Genomic DNA, 13,805 nt, shown 5'->3' with positions numbered 1-13,805 from the left:
GTCAGGTGGCATCAGGTGGTGGGGACGCTTCCTCAGGTGGTGGGAACACCGAGGCGGTCGAGCAGGTGCCGGCGCAGCGCGCCGAAACCCGGGTCGTCCGGCGTACGGGTGGGGCCCAGGTCGACGGGGAGGTCCGCGGCGATGCGGCCCTCGTCGAGCAGCAGGATCCGGTCGGCGAGCAGCAGTGCCTCCTCCACGTCGTGGGTGACGAGCAGGGCGGCGAAGCCGTGCTCGGCGCGCAGCCGGCGCAGCAGCACCTGCATGCGTAGCCGGGTGAGCGCGTCCAGCGCGCCGAACGGCTCGTCGAGCAGCAGCAGGTCCGGTTCGCGCACCAGCGCCCGGGCGACCGCCACCCGCTGCGCCTGCCCGCCGGACAGCTCGGCCGGCCAGGCCCGGTGCCGCTCGGCCAACCCGACCTCGGTCAACGCCCGCTCGATGCGGCCAGCGGTGTCCGGGCCGGACAGGCCGAGCCCGACGTTGGCGGCCACCCGCTTCCAGGGCAGGAGCCGGTGCTCCTGGAAGACCACGGCGGCGGTGCCGTGCACGACGGTCTCGCCGGTCGCCTCGCCGTCCAGGCCGGCGAGGATGCGCAGGAGGGTGCTCTTGCCCGAACCGCTGCCGCCGAGCAGGGCCACGACCTCGCCCCGGGCGATGCTCAGGTCGACGCCGGCCAGCACGACCGTCGGCCCGAAGGACCGGCGGATCGCGTGGGCGGTCAGCACCGGGGTCGCGCCGATCAGGTGGCTCGCAGTCCGCGTCGCCATGTCAACATCCTCCTCTCCGCCACGCGTAGGGCAAGGTCGGATATCAGCCCGAGCAGCGCGTAGACGAGCAGGCCGAGGACCACCACGTCGGTCTGGCTGAACTCCCGCGCCTCCATCATCAGGAAGCCGATGCCGGTCTGGGCATTGACCTGCTCGCCGACGACGAGGCTGAGCCAGGCCGCGCCGATCGCGAGGCGCAGGCCGAGAAACAGCGACGGCAGCGCTCCGGGCAGCACCACGTGACGTAGCCGGGCGGCCGGCCCGAGCCCGCAGGCCCGGGCGGCCTCCACCAGCCGTTCGTCGATGTCCCGGATGCCGGCGTAGGTGTTGAAGTAGACCGGGAAGAACGCGCCCAGCGCCACCAGGCTGATCTTCAGTGACTCGCCGATGCCGACCCAGATGATCAGCAGCGGCACCAGGCCCAGGTGCGGCAGCATGCGGGCCATCTGCACCGGCGGGTCGACCAGGTCGTCGCCGAGGCGCAACAACCCGGCCACCGCGCCCAGGACCAGCGCCAGCACGCCACCGATGAGCAGCCCCGCGCCGGCCCGGGTGAGCGAGTCCACCAGGTGCACGGCGAGCGTGCCGTCGCGGGACAGCCGCCAGCCGGTCGCGAGGACGTCGCTGGGCGCGGGCAGCTTCTCCGGCGCCAGCAGGCCGGTCCGGGCCGCCAGTTCCCAGCCCAGCACCAACGCGACCGGGCTGACCATCCTTCGCCACCGCAGCGTCCGCCGTGGGCGGCGGGCTGCGGGCGTCGGTTCCGCCGCGACCCGCGGCGGCGTTTCGAGCAGCGGGGTACGACTCACTGGAACACCGCGCTGAAACGGTCGTCCACCCGGCTCCTGATGTCGACCGGGCCCGGGATCAGGTCCAGCGCGATGAAGCTGTCGGTGATTGCCTGGAGTTCGTCGCCGATGGCCGGGCTGACCGGGGCGAGTGGCTTGGCGCTGCGGTCCAGGGCGCGGCTGGTGACGTCCTCCGGGATCTTCAGCTCCGGTGCCAGGGTGCGGGCCCGCTCCTGCGGGTTGGCGATACCCCAGTCGGTCACCTCGCGGTACGTCGCGAGGAACGCCCGGACGTCGTCCGTGCGTCTGGTGACCGCGTCCGGCGCGGCCAGCACGTACTCACGGTTGCTGGCCAGGCCGGTCGCGTCGGCGAGCACCCGTACGCCCGGCTGCTCGGCCAGGGCGAAGTACGGGTCCCAGATCACCCAGGCGTCGACCTGGCCGCTGTCGAAGGCGGGGCGTCCCTCTGCCGGCTTGAGGTACTTGACGTTGATGTCGCGCAGCGTCATCTTGTTGGCCTCCAGCAGTCGGACCAGCAGCCAGTGCACGTTGGAGCCCTTGTTGAGGGCGACCGTCCTGCCCTTGAGGTCGGCGAAGCTGCGGTAGCCGCTGTCCGCCTTGACGAGTACGGCCTCGCCCTGCGGGATCGGCTCGGAGGTGCCGATGATGGAGAACGGGATCTTGCCGGCGGCGGCGAAGACCGGCGGGGCCTCGCCCACCTGTCCGATGTCGATCGACCCGGCCTTGAGCGCCTCGGTGAGCGCCGGCCCGCTCTCGAACAGCGACCACTCGACGTCCGGGGCCGCGCCGCGTGCCTTGACCAGGCTGAGCCCGCCGAAGCGCTGGTAGCCGATCCGCAGCTTGCCCCGGTCGTCGCCGGCGTCGGCGGGCCCGCCGCAGGCGCTCACGCCGCCCGCGGCGAGCAACACGAGGGCGGTGAACGCCGCGGTGAGCAGGCGGCGACGCGGGGGATGAGCGGGTGAGGGGGTACGCATGACGGCTCCTTGCTGAGCGGGTGGGCCGGGCCGCGTCGACCGGCGTGGGATGGCGTGGGCGGTAGCCTACTAACCCGATAGGTTTTATGGGTAGGCTGTCGGTGGGTTCGTCCCACCCCTCAGGAGCGCCTCGCGCACACACGGAAAGAGCCGCGATGACCCTCACCTTCCACTGGTTCCTGCCCACCAACGGCGACAGCCGGGACGTCGTCGGCGGTGGACACGGCGTACCCACCGGCGCGGCCGGGGGCGCCCGCCCGCCGAGCGTGGCCTACCTGGGGCAGATCGCCCGCACCGCCGAGCAGCTCGGCTTCGTCGGTGCGCTCACCCCGACCGGCGCGTGGTGCGAGGACGCCTGGCTCACCACCGCGATGCTCAGCGAGGTCACCGAACGCCTCAAGTTCCTGGTGGCGTTCCGCCCCGGCCTGACCTCACCCACCCTGGCCGCCCAGATGGCCTCCACCTTCCAGCGGCTGTCCCGGGGTCGGCTGCTGCTCAACGTGGTCACCGGCGGCGAGTCGAGCGAGCAGCGGGCGTACGGCGACTTCCTGGACAAGGACGCCCGGTACGCGCGGTGCGACGAGTTCCTGCACGTCGCACGTGCGCTGTGGCGGGGCGAGACCGTCGACCACACCGGCACGCACGTACGCGTCGAGCAGGCGCGACTGCACCGGCTCCCCGACCCCACGCCGCCGGTCTACTTCGGTGGCTCGTCGGTCGCCGCCCTGCCGGTGGCCGTACGGCACAGCGACGTCTACCTCACCTGGGGCGAGCCGCCGGCCCAGGTCGCCGACAAGCTCAACCGGGTCCGGGCCCTCGCCGCCGACGCCGGTCGGGAGCTGCGCTTCGGCATCCGGCTACACGTCATCGCCCGGGACACCGCCGACGAGGCGTGGGCGCAGGCCCGTCGGCTGCTCGACGGCATCGCCGAGGCCGACATCCGGGCGGTGCAGGAGGGTCTGCGCCGCAGCGAGTCGGAGGGGCAGCGGCGGATGCTCGACCTGCACGGCGGCTCCCGCGACAGCCTGGAGGTCGCACCCAACCTGTGGGCCGGCGTCGGCCTGGTACGCGGTGGGGCCGGCACCGCCCTGGTGGGCAGCCACCGCGAGATCGCCGACCGGATCGCCGAATACCACGCACTCGGCATCGACGAGTTCATCCTCTCCGGCTATCCGCACCTGGAGGAGGCGTACTGGTTCGGCGAGGGCGTCCTGCCGATCCTGCGCGAGCGCGGCCTGTGGCGACACCCCGACGCGCAGCTCGCGGCGGCGGACCAGGTCGACGTCCCGTTCGCCGGGACGTCGACCCTTCGCCCGGCACCGCAGCCGGTCGCGGCCCGGTGAGCGACCGCCCGTTGTAACGGATGCCCGGGCGGGTGCCCTGCGACTTGTCCTGGCGTGCTACCACGGAGGCACATCCGCGACCTGGTGGTGATCTCGTGGACGACGAACGGGCAGCCGACCCGCCCCGACCTGGCGGCCGGCCGCTGCCGCCTCCACGCTCCCGGTTCGGCGCGCCACCGAGGGACGTGTTCGACGACGACGTCCCGCTGGACGTGGTCCTGCTGGGCGACGACGTCCGGCTGAACAACGACCCGTTGTTGGACGACGACGTGTTGTTCGTTGACGACGACGTGTTCATCGACGCCCTGCCGTTCGTCGACGAAGAGCCCGACAGCCCGCGCCCCGACAGCGGCCCGGTGGACGAGGGCGAGGACGCCGATGGCGCTGACCCGCTGCCCTGGTGGATCATTCACGGTGAACAGATCAACGCGACCGCGCTGGCCAACCGCAAGAACGAGCGCGAAGAGCTTCGGCAGAGGGGTCTTCCCGCGGGCTACGACACGTTCTGGGGCCACGTCGAGGATGATCCGGTATCGGTAGTGCCCACCCTACGGGACGCCATACGCACGCTGGACTGGCTGGACCGCGCGCTGCAACCGTTACGCACGCCGCAGCTCCCACCGCTCCTGGTCGGCGTGGGTGTGGCCGCCGTCGCGGCGTTCGGCATCGTCGGCGGGTCACCAACCCACCGGCTGGCGGCCACCGCCACGAGCGTCCTCCTCGGTGTCGTGGCGGCGCTTGTCGTGGTCCGCCTCGCCATTCCGACCCGAGTGACGGCGAGCGGGGGTGCCGCCGTCGCCGTGGTGAGCGTCGCGGTGTCGGCCACTCCCGCGATTCACCTGACCCGTTGGCACGACGTCCTGGTGGGGCTCGCGTTCGCGGGTGCCGGCCTGGTCGTCGTCGCTTTGTGGCCGCTCGCGTCCGAGTGGCGCATCAGACGGGACCTCTGGACGCGTCCGCACCTGGCGCTGGTCGCCGCGCTCCTGGAGTTCGGCGAGTGCGTCGAGGCGGATGCCGCGCCATCGTCCCGACGCCGCGCCGTGCAGGCCCTCGACCGCGCCGCGACCAGGTTCGAGTTCGCGTGGCCTCGCGTGAACCGGACCGGTGTCGACGTCACCGATCGGCAGTTGCGCGCGTGGACCGGCAGAATCCGGGCGGAGACGCGGGAATTACAACGCGGGCTCGCGTTCCACGCTCCGTCGAAGCTCCACCTGCTGCTGCGTACGTACCTGCTGATACAGGCGATCGTCAACCGTCACACTCTCGACGAGAACGAGGACCGCTGGGTGCGGCACGGCAGCTGGCGTCGACCGCCGACATCGGCGATCGCCCGGCTGTGGGCACGCGGCAAGCAGTCCGGGCGTTACGTGCGCCAGTGCCTGCTCGCCGCCGTCCTCGCCAGCGCCGCCCTGCTGTTGCTCGCCGTCACGGTGTGGAGCGCGGTGCCGACCTTCATCGGCACGCACGTCTCCCGTGACCTCGGTTCGGCGCTGACCTTCGACCCGACGATGCGTGTGTTCGTCGCGACGATCAGCCTGTCGCTGTTCGCCGTCGCCGGGCGTGCCTTCACCCATCGGCGTTAACCGAGCCGATGTGCTGGTGAGTGGCATACCTCAGCGGTATGAATATGACTCTGCGGTATACCGCTTACGATCGCACCCGCCCCCACCGTGGTGACCGAGGGTCACCGCCGGCTACGCGCCCGTGGCGTCCCAGACCACGACGTGGACCACGAACGCCTTGTCGGTACGGGAGTCGTTGGTGATGGTGGCGAACCCTAGGCGGCCCTCGGAGGTGCGGAAGCACCAGTTCGCGCCGGGCGTGAACGAGTCCCGTGCCGTGCCGGTGGCCGACGCGACGCAGTCCGCGTACGCCTGAGCGGGGTTGCCGCCGGAGTACGGGTAGACGTTGGGGGCGTTGGCGACCTGGACGTTGTCCGACCGGACCTGCCCCCAGTCGTGGTAGAGGTCCAGCCCGTCCGTGGCCCCGTCGGAGTGCTTCGGGACGACCTGCTGGCCCGGCCGGTCGACGTCGACGGCGGCCTCGCGGGGCAGCACCACGGTCTGGTCGACGAGGGTGCGGGGCGCGTCCGGGTTCGAACCAGGGGCGGCCTGACTCGCGGGCGGCGCGGCGGGACCGGTGGTCGGCGGAGGCCCGGCGGCCGATGGCGTGCCCGTCGGCGCCCCGGCGGTGGACGGCGACGTCGACGGTGCGCCGGCGGTGGGTGCCGGCGTCGACGGGTGGCGGAGTTGGGTCGCCACGACGCCGCCGAGCAGCAGGCAGCCCAGCGCCAGCAGGGCGATCGCCACGCGGGTCCGTCGGTACCACAGCCAGAACGCGCCGAGCACCAGGACCGCCGTCAGGGTGAGGGCGAACAACAGGACGTCCCGTTTCAGCCAGCTCTCCACCGCGGTCACCACGCCGATGACGTTGGCCGCCACACCGATCACGAAGAGGGTCCGCAGTCGGCGGTCGTCGTCGCCACCGGTCGCCGGGGAATCACCCACCACGTACCTCCATTATGGATATCGCGCGACGGCGCGGGACGGACGGATCCAACCGCATGATCCCATCGACGCGCTCGTGCGCGCGCCGCCGCGAACCGTGCGCCGGCCCGCGGGCGAGTCGGCTATCCGACCCGACGCCGGCCCGGCATGATCTCTCATCCCGGGCACCCTGTTGCCCCCGCCGGGAACGATCCTCTACGGTCTGGTCAAGCGGTGGGCGGTGCGGTCCGCATCCGACCGACACCGCCGGGTGCCCGTCGTGCGGGCCGGGATGGTGGAGTCCCGGGCCACCCCGTCGACGGTCGTCGCGGCGGTCGTGTGATCCCAGCTCGTACCTCCGGGCGGTGCTGCCCGGGGTGGTTCCGCGCGGAGCCGACGGCGAGCCGGCCACGCCGATCCCCACCGGAGAATCCCGTGTTCCTCAGCCCGCACGAGCAGGACCGCCTGCTCGTCCACGTCGCGGCCGATGTCGCCCGCCGCCGCCGCGAGCGCGGCCTGCGACTCAACTATCCCGAAGCCGTCGCGATCATCACCGCCTTCCTGCTCGAAGGGGCCCGGGACGGGCGGTCGGTGGTCGACCTCATGTCGGCCGGCCGGACCGTGCTCGGCCGCGACGACGTCCAGGACGGCATCCCCGAGCTGCTGAGGGAGGTGCAGGTGGAGGCGACGTTCCCGGATGGCACCAAGCTCGTGACGGTGCACCACCCGATCCCGTGATCCCCGGGGAGATCCTGCCGGCGGAGAGCCCGGTGGAGATCAACGTGGGTCGGCCGGTGACCACGCTGGTCGTGGTCAACACCGCCGACCGTCCGGTGCAGGTCGGCTCGCACTACCACTTCGCCGAGGCGAATCCGGCCCTGGCCTTCGACCGGGACGTCGCCTGGGGGCAGCGTCTCGCCGTCCCGGCGGGTACCTCGGTCCGGTTCGAACCGGGCGTGAGCCGCAGCGTCGACCTGGTGCCGCTCGGCGGCGCGCGCGTCGTGCCGGGCCTGCGGGGCGAGTGCGCCGGGCCGCTGGACGCCGCGCCCCCGACCGCGCCGACGACCGACGCGCCGACGACCGACGGGCCGACGACCGAGGCGCCGACGACCGAGGCGCCGACGACCGACGGGCCGGCGCGGTGAGCGCCGTGCGGCGGGACCGCTACATCGACCTGTACGGGCCCACCACCGGCGACCGCATCCGGCTGGCCGACACCAGCCTGCTGATCGAGGTGGAGACCGACCACTGCGTGGGCGGCGACGAGGCGGTCTTCGGCGGTGGGAAGGTCATCCGCGAGTCGATGGGCCAGTCCCGGGCCACCCGTGCCGAGGGGGCCCTCGACACCGTCATCACCGGCGCGGTGGTGCTCGATCACTGGGGTGTGGTCAAGGCCGACGTGGGTCTGCGTGACGGGCGGATCGTCGCCCTCGGCCGGGCCGGCAACCCGGACACCATGCCCGGTGTCCACCCCGACCTGGTCATCGGACCGGCGACCGAGGTGATCGCCGGCAACGGTCGGATCCTCACCGCCGGCGCCGTCGACACCCACGTGCACTTCATCTGCCCGGAGATCGTCACCGAGGCGCTGGCCAGCGGCGTCACCACGCTCGTCGGCGGCGGCACCGGACCCGCCGAGGGCACCCGGGCCACCACCGTCACCCCGAACGCCTGGCACCTGGCCCGCATGCACGAGGCGCTGGACACGCTGCCGGTCAACGTCCTGCTGCTCGGCAAGGGCAACACCGTCTCGGAAGAGGCGCTGTGGGAGCAGCTACGGGCCGGCGCGGGCGGGTTCAAGCTGCACGAGGACTGGGGCACCACCCCGGCGGCCATCGACGCCTGCCTGCGGGTGGCGGACGCCTCCGGCGTGCAGGTGTCGATCCACACCGACACCCTGAACGAGGCCGGTTTCGTGGCCGACACGCTGCGGGCGATCGGCGGCCGAGCCATCCACTCGTACCACACCGAGGGTGCGGGCGGCGGGCACGCGCCGGACATCATCACGGTGGCCAGCGAGCCGAACGTGCTGCCGTCGTCGACGAACCCGACCCGGCCGTACACCGCGAACACCCTCGCCGAGCACCTGGACATGCTGATGGTCTGCCACCATCTCAACCCGTCCGTGCCGGAGGACCTGGCCTTCGCCGAGAGCCGCATCAGACCGTCCACCATGGCCGCCGAGGACCTGCTGCACGACCTCGGCGCGATCTCCATCATCGGCTCCGACGCGCAGGCCATGGGCCGGGTGGGTGAGGTCATCCTGCGCACCTGGCAGAGCGCGCACGTGATGAAGGAGCGGGTGGGCGCGCTGCCCGGGGACGGCGCGGCCGACAACCGCCGGGCCCGCCGGTACGTGGCGAAGTACACCATCTGCGCGGCGATGGCGAACGGGCTGGACGGCGAGATCGGCTCGGTCGAGCCGGGCAAGCTCGCCGATCTGGTGCTGTGGGACCCGGCGTTCTTCGGCGTACGACCGCACCTGGTGCTCAAGGGCGGGATGATCGCGTACGCCCAGATGGGGGACGCCAACGCCTCCATCCCGACACCGCAGCCGATGCTGCCGCGGCCGATGTTCGGGGCGTACGGCGTCGCGGCGGCGGCCACCAGCCTGGCGTTCGTCGCGCCGGCCGCCCTCGACGCCGGGCTGCGCCTGGACGTGCGGCGACGGGTGGTGCCGGTCGCCGACGTGCGCTCGCGGGGCAAGGCCGACCTGCCGGAGAACAACGCGATGCCCCGGATCGAGGTGGACCCGGACACCTTCACGGTGCGGATCGACGGGGAGGTGGTGGAACCGGACCCGGTGCCCCGCCTGCCGATGGCCCAGCGGTACTTCCTGTTCTGATGCCGACGTCGAGCCTGCTCCTGCTGCTCGCCGACGGTCGCTTCCCGGCCGGCGCGCACGCGCACTCCGGCGGCCTGGAGGCCGCCGTCGCCGCCGGCCGGGTCACCGACCTGGCCTCGTTGGAGGCGTTCCTCGTCGGCCGGCTGGCCACCGCCGGTCTGGTGGGCGCGGCGTTCGCGGCGGCGGCGCACCGGACGGTGACGCCGGCCGCCGCGCCCGTCGGGCGCCCGGTCGGCCTCGGCCATCCGGCGCGGCGGGCGACCACGCCGACAGATCCGGGGGTACGCGGGGAGGTGCCGACCGACTCCGCGGCGCGCCGGTGCGCGCTGGCGCGGCTCGACGCGGAACTGGACGCGCGGACCGCGTCGCCGGCGCTGCGGGGGGTGTCCCGCCGACAGGGCCGGGCCCTGCTGCGCGCCGGCCGGGCCATCTGGCCGGATGGTCCGTTCGACGACCTGCCCGCGACACCGCAGGGAACACACCAGCCGTTGGTGCTCGGGCTGCTCTGCGCCGCCGCCGGCCTGAGCCGCGCCGAGACCGCCACGGTCGCCGCCTACGGGACGGTGACCGGCGTGGCCAGTGCCGGCGTACGCCTGCTCGGCCTCGACCCGTACCAGGTGCAGGCCCTGCTGGTCGGCCTCGCCGAGCTGTGCGACGGCACCGCCGCCGACGCGGCCCGGGCCGCCGACGATCCACCCGAGCGGCTGCCCGCGGCCGCCGCGCCCCTTGCCGACATCTACGCCGAAGCTCATGCCACCTGGGAGGTGCGTCTCTTTGCGTCCTGACACCGTTTCGCCGACCGCTGTGCCCACTGCCGACCCGACCCCCGCGCCGCACGACGAAACCGTTCCGCACACCCACCCCGAGCCGGGCGTGGACCCGCATCCGCCACTGGCGCGGGCCGGCCGGGCGCTGCGCGTCGGCATCGGCGGGCCGGTCGGGTCCGGCAAGACCGCCCTGGTGGCGGCGCTGTGCCGGGCGTTCGCCGGGGAGCTGCGACTCGGCGTGGTCACCAACGACATCTACACCACCGAGGACGCCGACTTCCTCAAGCGGGCCGGCGTGCTGGACCCCACCCGGATCCGTGCCGTGGAGACCGGCTGCTGCCCGCACACCGCCATCCGCGACGACATCGGGGCCAACCTCGACGCCGTGGACGAGCTGGCCGAGACGGTCGGCCCGTTGGACCTGGTGCTGGTCGAGAGCGGCGGTGACAACCTGACCGCCACGTTCAGCCGGGGCCTGGTGGACCGGCAGATCTTCGTGGTCGACGTGGCCGGTGGGGACAAGGTACCCCGCAAGGGCGGCCCCGGGGTCACCTCCGCCGACCTGCTCGTGATCAACAAGACCGATCTGGCGCCCATGGTGGGCGCGGACCTGGCCGTGATGGACCGGGACGCGCGGGCCCGGCGCGGCGACCTGCCGACCGTGTTCCTGTCGATCGTCGGGGACCCGACGGCGGGCCGGGTCGCCGACTGGATCCGCCACGAGCTGGCCCACCACGCCGCGCTGCACCCGATCGCCGCACCGGCTGGCTCGGCCTGATGCGCGCGGTCGCCCGGGTGGTGGCCCGGGCCGACGGCCGGGGCGGCACGGTCCTCGCCGAGTTGCGCGGCGAGACGCCGCTGCTGCTGCGCCAGACGCCCGGGAACGGCCGGATGGCGACCGTGTACGTGGTGGGCGGGGCGGCCGGCCCGCTCGCCGGTGACGACCTGCGCCTGGAGGTCGACGTGGGGCCGGGTGCGGCGGTGCGGGTGCACAGCGTCGCCGCCTCGGTCGCCCTGCCCGGGCGGCCCGGCGCGGTGTCGCGGATGGCCGTACGCGCCGTGGTGCACGACGGTGGCGTCCTGCACTGGCTGCCCGAGCAACTGGTCGCGGCGGCCGGCTGCGCGCACCTCGCCGAGTCCCGGGTCGAGCTGGCCGCAAGGGCGCGGCTGACCTGGCGGGACGAGGTGATCTGCGGCCGGTACGGCGAGACGCCCGGAGCCGCCGTCGTGCACACCCGGGTCGACTACGACGGCCGGCCGCTGCTGCGCCAGTCGCTGGCCGTGGGGCCGGGCGCGCCCGGCTGGGCCGGCCCGGCGGTGCTCGGCGGCGCGCCGGCCACCGGGTCTCTGCTGGTGGTGGACCCGTCGCGCCCCGCCGAGCCGGCGATGGTCGAAGGCACGCTCGCGCGGCTGCCCCTGGCCGGTGGTCCGGCGACGCTGTGGAGCGCCACCGCGCCCGACGCGCACACGCTGCGCGCCCACCTCGGCGACGGGGCACTCGCCGAGGTCACTGCCTGAACCGTGGCCCGTTGTGCGGAATCGCCGCCCCGGCGGTCGGGACGCTCCTATCCTCGGAAAACGTGCGATCGCCGGTCGCCGGATGGCTCCCCAGGAGGCCGTGATGAGTGGCAAGGACCGACCCGAGGGCATCAGCCCGACAGCCGTCGAGGGTGCCCCCGGGCTGTGGCGGGTCGACCTGCAGCGGCACGACCTCAGCATCGAGGGCCGGGAGGTCGTCCAGAGCCGGGTCGAGTTCACGCCGGACTCACCACCGTTCAAGCACTTCCACCCCGGCGAGGAGATCATCTGCGTGCTCCAGGGGTCGCTGGAGTACACCCTCGACGGTCAGCCGCCGGTGGTGTGCAACGTCGGTGACGCCCTGACCGTGCCGTCCGGGGTCCACCACCAGGCCCGCAACGTGGGCGACGGGGTGGCCGTCGAGCTGGCCACGTACGTCGTCGAGAAGGGCAAGCCGCTGCTCACCAAGGTGGAGTGAATCCGGGGCGGCGTCAGCGGCGCGGGCCGGCCGCCTCGGCGTGGTCCCGGCGGGCGGCCGGGTCGAGGCGGGCGATCAGTTCGGCGAGGTGGTCGAGCAGGGCGGTGTCGGCCGGTACGCCCGCCTCGGCGAGGCTGGCCCGGACCCGCTCGTCGATGCGGGCGTGCTCGCGGCGGCCCCGGGTCGTCAGGTGGGCTCGGATCCGTCGACGGTCCAGCACGTCGATCCGGCGGAACACCAGGTTACGGTCGACGAGTTGGTCGACCAGCTTGGTGAGGGTGCCCGGCGGCAGCGACGCCTCGGCCGACACCTCGCTCATCGGGTGACCCTGGCCGTCGGCGAGCAGGCAGAGCACCCGCCACGCCTCGGTGGTCAGCTCGTCGTCGGCCAGTACGGCGGCCATCCGGCGCGAGAGCAGCCGTTCGGCGCGGGTGAGCGAGCGCAGCAGGTCGGCTGGCGCCCCGGGCACGTCTGACATGGAACTCCCTGGGCCGGTGGCCCTGTCATGGTAGCGAGTCGTCCCGGTCCGTGGTGAGGTCTGGTTTTGCGTCGTGGGCCGGGCAATCATGTGCTCATGTCCGCGCCGGCACCGCCGTGGCTCACCGTCGATCGGGCCGTGGTCAGCATCGCGCTGGTGTATCCGATGCGCGGGCCGGCGGGAATGTTCGGCCCGACCTGCGAACTCTGCGCTCAGCTCGCGGTCGAGGAGATCAACGCCGAGGGCGGGGTGTTGGGCCGCGAGGTGCGGCTGGTGCCGGTCGACGGGGGCGCCCCGCCGGCCGAGGTGGCCGCCGAGGTCGAGGCGCTGGTGTCGGTGGGCGCGGTGCAGGGCGTGACCGGCTGGCACATCTCCTCGGTGCGGCAGGCGCTCGCGCCCCGGGTCGCCCGTCGCGTGCCGTACGTCTACACCGCCCTGTACGAGGGCGGTGAGCGTACCGAGGGGGTCTACCTGACCAGCGAGACGCCGGACGCCCAGCTGTGGCCGGCGATCCGGCTGCTCGCGGGTGAGCTGGGCGTCCGGCGCTGGTTCGTGGTCGGCAACGACTACGTGTGGCCCCGGCGCACCGCGCGGGCGACCCAGCGGTACGCGGTGCGCGGCGGCGGCCGGGTGGTGGGGCAGGCGTTCCTGCCGTTGGAGACGCACGACTTCGACGACGTGCTGCGCCAGATCGAGCGCAGCGAGGCCGACGCGGTGGTGATGCTGCTCGTCGGCGCGGACGCGGTGCGCTTCAACCGGGCGTTCGCCCGCGCCGGGATGGACCAGCGTTGCCTGCGGTTGAGCACCCTGATGGACGAGAACATGCTGCTGGCCAGCGGTGCGGGCGCGACGCGGCGGCTCTACAGCACCGCGGGCTTCTTCGCCGGCCTGGTGACCCAGGAGAACCTCGACTTCCACGGCGAGTTCGCCCGCCGGTTCGGGGTGGAGGCGCCGCCGCTGGGCAGTCTGGGGGAGTCCTGCTACGAGGGTGTGATGCTGCTCGCCGCCCTGATCGCGCAGGCCCGCACCCTCGACGTACGGGCGATCGAGACGGCCGCCGACACGGTGGCGTACCACGGGCCGCGCGGTCGGCTGCGGCTGCGTCGGCGGCACGTCCGCCAGCGGATTTACCTCGCCGAGGCGGACGGTCTCGACTTCACCGTGCTCGCCCAGCTCTGACCGCCCGTCCGGGCCCTTGACAGGTCCACCCGGCCCGGTCCTAAGATACTTCCTGCGTGAAGTATCTGGCTCGGGGCCGGATGCCACGATTGTGTCCACCGTCGGCGGAAATCTGTCCGCCGACCATTGTGGTGGCCTATTCTTCAGCTAATTAATGATTGCCGGCA

Annotated in this window: 15 protein-coding genes; 10 read left to right on the top strand and 5 right to left on the bottom strand. The window is 73.3% G+C overall.

The features are described from left to right. Positions 1–32: 32 nt before the first annotated feature. The 3 genes from AC3EN4_RS09595 to AC3EN4_RS09585 are packed head-to-tail and all read right to left on the bottom strand — an operon-like array spanning position 33 to position 2,544. The gene (locus tag AC3EN4_RS09595; protein WP_435205560.1) at positions 33–764 is read right to left on the bottom strand and encodes an ABC transporter ATP-binding protein; all 732 of its coding nucleotides are present in this window, start codon (positions 762–764) and stop codon (positions 33–35) included. Then, positions 737–1,570, bottom strand: coding sequence for an ABC transporter permease (locus AC3EN4_RS09590; protein ID WP_488179820.1), 834 nt, complete (start codon positions 1,568–1,570; stop codon positions 737–739). Before AC3EN4_RS09590 ends, AC3EN4_RS09595 begins: the two co-directional genes overlap by 28 nt. Next, entirely contained in the window at positions 1,567–2,544 is a 978-nt protein-coding gene (locus AC3EN4_RS09585; protein WP_435205559.1) for an aliphatic sulfonate ABC transporter substrate-binding protein, read from the bottom strand. The genes AC3EN4_RS09590 and AC3EN4_RS09585 overlap by 4 nt, the downstream gene beginning before the upstream one ends. Before the next feature lie 155 nt (positions 2,545–2,699). Between AC3EN4_RS09585 and AC3EN4_RS09580 the strand changes: the two genes are divergently transcribed. Continuing rightward, complete coding sequence (locus AC3EN4_RS09580) at positions 2,700–3,887, top strand: LLM class flavin-dependent oxidoreductase (protein WP_435205558.1); 1,188 nt, start codon at positions 2,700–2,702, stop codon at positions 3,885–3,887. A 257-nt stretch (positions 3,888–4,144) separates the two neighbouring features. After that, complete coding sequence (locus AC3EN4_RS09575) at positions 4,145–5,470, top strand: basic helix-loop-helix domain-containing protein (protein WP_435205557.1); 1,326 nt, start codon at positions 4,145–4,147, stop codon at positions 5,468–5,470. 111 nt (positions 5,471–5,581) lie between these two features. On the opposite strand, the gene AC3EN4_RS09570 is transcribed toward AC3EN4_RS09575, so the two are convergent. Next, positions 5,582–6,394, bottom strand: a complete 813-nt coding sequence (locus AC3EN4_RS09570) for a hypothetical protein (RefSeq protein WP_435205556.1) — start codon at positions 6,392–6,394, stop codon at positions 5,582–5,584. Positions 6,395–6,808: 414 nt separating this feature from the next. Here AC3EN4_RS09570 and AC3EN4_RS09565 point away from each other — a divergent pair, with 414 nt between their 5' ends. The 7 genes from AC3EN4_RS09565 (at position 6,809) to AC3EN4_RS09535 (ending at position 11,981) form a co-directional block, all read left to right on the top strand. Further along, complete coding sequence (locus AC3EN4_RS09565) at positions 6,809–7,111, top strand: urease subunit gamma (RefSeq protein WP_222957358.1); 303 nt, start codon at positions 6,809–6,811, stop codon at positions 7,109–7,111. Then, a complete protein-coding gene (locus AC3EN4_RS09560; protein ID WP_435205555.1) occupies positions 7,108–7,518 on the top strand; it encodes an urease subunit beta in 411 nt (136 codons plus the stop codon). Before AC3EN4_RS09565 ends, AC3EN4_RS09560 begins: the two co-directional genes overlap by 4 nt. Continuing rightward, positions 7,515–9,218 (top strand): urease subunit alpha, encoded by a 1,704-nt coding sequence (locus tag AC3EN4_RS09555; protein WP_422735137.1) that lies wholly within the window; start codon positions 7,515–7,517, stop codon positions 9,216–9,218. The genes AC3EN4_RS09560 and AC3EN4_RS09555 overlap by 4 nt, the downstream gene beginning before the upstream one ends. Then, complete coding sequence (locus AC3EN4_RS09550; RefSeq protein ID WP_435205554.1) at positions 9,218–10,003, top strand: urease accessory protein UreF; 786 nt, start codon at positions 9,218–9,220, stop codon at positions 10,001–10,003. Before AC3EN4_RS09555 ends, AC3EN4_RS09550 begins: the two co-directional genes overlap by 1 nt. Further along, positions 9,993–10,763, top strand: a complete 771-nt coding sequence (gene ureG, locus AC3EN4_RS09545; protein ID WP_435205553.1) for an urease accessory protein UreG — start codon at positions 9,993–9,995, stop codon at positions 10,761–10,763. Before AC3EN4_RS09550 ends, ureG begins: the two co-directional genes overlap by 11 nt. After that, positions 10,763–11,503, top strand: a complete 741-nt coding sequence (locus AC3EN4_RS09540) for an urease accessory protein UreD (protein ID WP_435205552.1) — start codon at positions 10,763–10,765, stop codon at positions 11,501–11,503. Before ureG ends, AC3EN4_RS09540 begins: the two co-directional genes overlap by 1 nt. Before the next feature lie 103 nt (positions 11,504–11,606). Continuing rightward, positions 11,607–11,981, top strand: a complete 375-nt coding sequence (locus AC3EN4_RS09535) for a cupin domain-containing protein (protein WP_435205551.1) — start codon at positions 11,607–11,609, stop codon at positions 11,979–11,981. Positions 11,982–11,994: 13 nt separating this feature from the next. On the opposite strand, the gene AC3EN4_RS09530 is transcribed toward AC3EN4_RS09535, so the two are convergent. Then, a complete protein-coding gene (locus tag AC3EN4_RS09530; protein ID WP_435205550.1) occupies positions 11,995–12,459 on the bottom strand; it encodes a MarR family winged helix-turn-helix transcriptional regulator in 465 nt (154 codons plus the stop codon). A 96-nt stretch (positions 12,460–12,555) separates the two neighbouring features. Between AC3EN4_RS09530 and AC3EN4_RS09525 the strand changes: the two genes are divergently transcribed. Then, positions 12,556–13,638, top strand: a complete 1,083-nt coding sequence (locus tag AC3EN4_RS09525; protein WP_435205549.1) for a substrate-binding domain-containing protein — start codon at positions 12,556–12,558, stop codon at positions 13,636–13,638. Positions 13,639–13,805 lie beyond the last annotated feature (167 nt).

The organism is Micromonospora sp. bgisy143, from assembly GCF_057708145.1.
This window is presented reverse-complemented; position numbering and strand designations above follow the sequence as displayed.

Coding starts and splice junctions, on each gene's coding strand:
- AC3EN4_RS09595 (WP_435205560.1), bottom strand. CDS start 764: ATGGCGACGCGGACTGCGAGCCACCTGATCGGCGCGACCCCGGTGCTG.
- AC3EN4_RS09585 (WP_435205559.1), bottom strand. CDS start 2,544: ATGCGTACCCCCTCACCCGCTCATCCCCCGCGTCGCCGCCTGCTCACC.
- AC3EN4_RS09580 (WP_435205558.1), top strand. CDS start 2,700: ATGACCCTCACCTTCCACTGGTTCCTGCCCACCAACGGCGACAGCCGG.
- AC3EN4_RS09550 (WP_435205554.1), top strand. CDS start 9,218: ATGCCGACGTCGAGCCTGCTCCTGCTGCTCGCCGACGGTCGCTTCCCG.
- AC3EN4_RS09540 (WP_435205552.1), top strand. CDS start 10,763: ATGCGCGCGGTCGCCCGGGTGGTGGCCCGGGCCGACGGCCGGGGCGGC.
- AC3EN4_RS09535 (WP_435205551.1), top strand. CDS start 11,607: ATGAGTGGCAAGGACCGACCCGAGGGCATCAGCCCGACAGCCGTCGAG.
- AC3EN4_RS09530 (WP_435205550.1), bottom strand. CDS start 12,459: ATGTCAGACGTGCCCGGGGCGCCAGCCGACCTGCTGCGCTCGCTCACC.
- AC3EN4_RS09525 (WP_435205549.1), top strand. CDS start 12,556: ATGTCCGCGCCGGCACCGCCGTGGCTCACCGTCGATCGGGCCGTGGTC.